The 2621-nt window shown below is 72.3% G+C and carries 1 protein-coding gene and 2 pseudogenes; all 3 read right to left on the bottom strand.

Translation table 11 applies throughout. The features are described 5' to 3' along the window. Nucleotides 1–354: pseudogene (locus tag I0Q12_RS10340) on the bottom strand (carbohydrate-binding protein); the annotation flags it as partial. 64 nt (nucleotides 355–418) lie between these two features. Next, a pseudogene (locus I0Q12_RS10335) lies at nucleotides 419–1696 on the bottom strand (hypothetical protein). Between the two features lie 39 nt (nucleotides 1697–1735). Next, on the bottom strand, nucleotides 1736–2621 hold an 886-nt coding region (locus tag I0Q12_RS10330; RefSeq protein ID WP_197251835.1), incomplete at its 5' end, for an NAD-dependent epimerase/dehydratase family protein.

Raw genomic sequence — 2621 nt, 5'->3', positions numbered from 1 at the left:
CGAGCCGCTGGAGCCGCTCGAGCCGCCGATCGGGCTGTCCGGTTTCGGCAGGGTCTCCGGGCACGGGTCCGCGCACGGATCCGCCGGCAGCGGTGCCTGCGGTACCCGCGTGGTGTCCGGGGCGGCCCCCGGCACCTCGACCTGCACGAACTCCGGGTACGGCACCGGCAGTTCCAGGACGCGCGGAATCTCGATCGGCGGCGCGCCGGATCCGGGCTTCTCGGCGGCCGGATCGAAACCGGTCTCCCCGCACGAGTTCACCGGAGCTGCGCCCTCGGCGCTCGCGGGCACCGCGAGAAGCGGCAGCGTCAGCGAGACGAGTGCCAGCGACGTGAGCACCGCGCGACGGGACATGGGCGCCTCCTGACGGAACTGCACTCGAGTGCTGAACCAGGAGAACCTAACAAATCGGACCCGTTCACATCCGGAGGCGGCGCACGGCGAGGACCCCGGCGAGTCCGGCCAGATAGATCCCGACACCCGCGACGGCGAGGGCGGGCGAGCGTCCGTCGGGTGCGACGAAGACGGCGGCCGCGGCGATCGCGGCGAGGAAGGCGATGTTGAACACGGTGTCCTGGAGCGCGAAGACCTGGCCGCGCCGGGCAGGTCGTCAAGCTCTCGGGTGACGCCGCGATGCAGATCGAGATCGACGACGCCCGGCGAGACCGAGGAGGAACGCGGCGACGAGCAGCGCCGTCTGGGTGAGGAGCGTGACGAACAGCAGTTGCACGATCGCGGCCGTCAGCAGTGCGCCGGTGATCGTGCGCGGCCGTCCCGCCCGGGGCAGGAGGATCGGGGTGACGATCGCGGCCACGAGCATGCCCGTCGCGGTCGCGGCGACCGCGACCCCGAACCCGGTGAGCCCTTCGGCCGCGGAGCCGTTCCCGCCCTCGCGCAACACCAGAACCATGATCAGGGTGTCGATGCCGAAAACGATGCGGTGGGTGCCGATTCCGATCATCGCGACGGTGACGCCGGGTGCCTGCCAGACCGCGACGGCGCCGGTGTGCAGTCCGTCGAGGACGGATCGCACGGCGCTGCGCGGCAGAATCTCGTCCGGACCGAGACCGTGCCGCGGGAAGCCGCCGGCGGCGACCGCCGCGATCACCGATCCGGACGCTCCCAGCGCGACCGCGATTCCCGATCCGGTGTCGCCCGCGCCGACGATCCCGATGGTGCTCACCGCGACCGCGGCACCCGCGGCCGACACCCCCGATCCGACGGTCGCGAGCACGGAATTGACCGGTACGAGCCAGGATTGGGCCACGGTGTGCGGTAGCGACGCGGATACCCCGGCGAGCACGAACCGGCTCACGCCGACGGCGGCGAGCGCCAGCAGGAGCAATGCGGTCTCTCCCCCGCCGGTGAGCAGCACCGCGGCCGCGGAGAGGATGAATGCGCCGCGCAGCATGTTGGCCCACAGCAGCACGAGGCGCCGGTCCCAGCGGTCGAGCAGCGCACCGGCGAACGGTCCGACGACCGAGTACGGCAGCAGCAGAACCGCGAACCCGGCGGCGATGGCGGCCGGATCGGCGTGCCGTTCGGGGTTGAACAGGATCGCCCCGCCGAGCGCGGCCTGGAACAGTCCGTCACCGAACTGGCTCGCGAAGCGGACGGTGGTGAGCCGGGCGAGGTCCGGTGAGTGACGGAGAGCCGTCGCTGTGGATCGCCATGCCTGCCGCTTCGACTCCTGCACGACCCGACACTATCCCCCGCCCGAGAGGCGGTGGGAACGTCAGGCCGCCGCCCGGTGCTCGCGCCACCACCGCACGGTTTCGGCGGCGGCCACCGGCAGCGGTGTGGCCGTCACGCCGAGTGCCTCCTCGCTGCGGCTCGAGTCCATGACGAACGGGTCGGTGAACTGGTAGAGCATCTCCGCGAGCTCGCGTGCGTCGCGGTTGACCAGGGCACCACCGCGCAGCACCCACGCGGGGATGGTGCCGACCTTCGGTACCGGTATGCCCGCGGCGGTCGCGAACGCGGCAACCATTTCGCGCTGCGTGACGGCCGGTGCGGTGGGTGCGTGCACCACGGTGTTCCACACGGCGGGGGTGTCGGCGGCGGCGATCATCGCGGCGGCCAGGTCCGGCACGTAGGTGAACGAGTGCGGGACGTCGGCCGAGCCGAGCACCCGCGGGGTGCGTCCCGCGAGGATCGTGGGGACCATGCGCTCTCCGGCGTGGGCGTTCAGCGCGCGCGGGCCGAAGTAGTCGGACGCGACGACGCTGACCGTAGGCGTGGTGTGCGCGGCGCGTTCGGCGAGCAGGCGGGTACGGACGCCGCGCTTGCCGGTGGTGGCGTTGCGCGGGGAGTCCTCGCGCATGACCCGGTCGGGCTCGCTGTAGGAGTAGAGGCTCTCCGGGAAGATCACGACCGCTCCGGCCTTTCCGGCCGCGTCGAGGACGGTGCGTTCGGCGGCCGGAAGTTCGCGTTCCCACGCCTCGGCTCGATAGGCGGAGCCGTGGATGCACATGTGGACGGCGGTGATCGTGTCGTCACCGAACGCGGCGGCGAGGGCGGCCGGATCGGAGACGTCGGTGCGGACGCGTTCGACGAGCGGATGGTCCGGTCCGCTGCCGGAACGGGTGAGGACGCGGACGCGCCGGCCGCTGTCGGCGAGT

Origin of the sequence: Rhodococcus sp. CX (assembly GCF_015865005.1) — a bacterium.
GTDB lineage: Bacteria > Actinomycetota > Actinomycetes > Mycobacteriales > Mycobacteriaceae > Rhodococcus.
The sequence above is the reverse complement of the archived record's forward strand: the minus strand, read 5'-3'. Positions and strand labels throughout refer to the sequence as shown.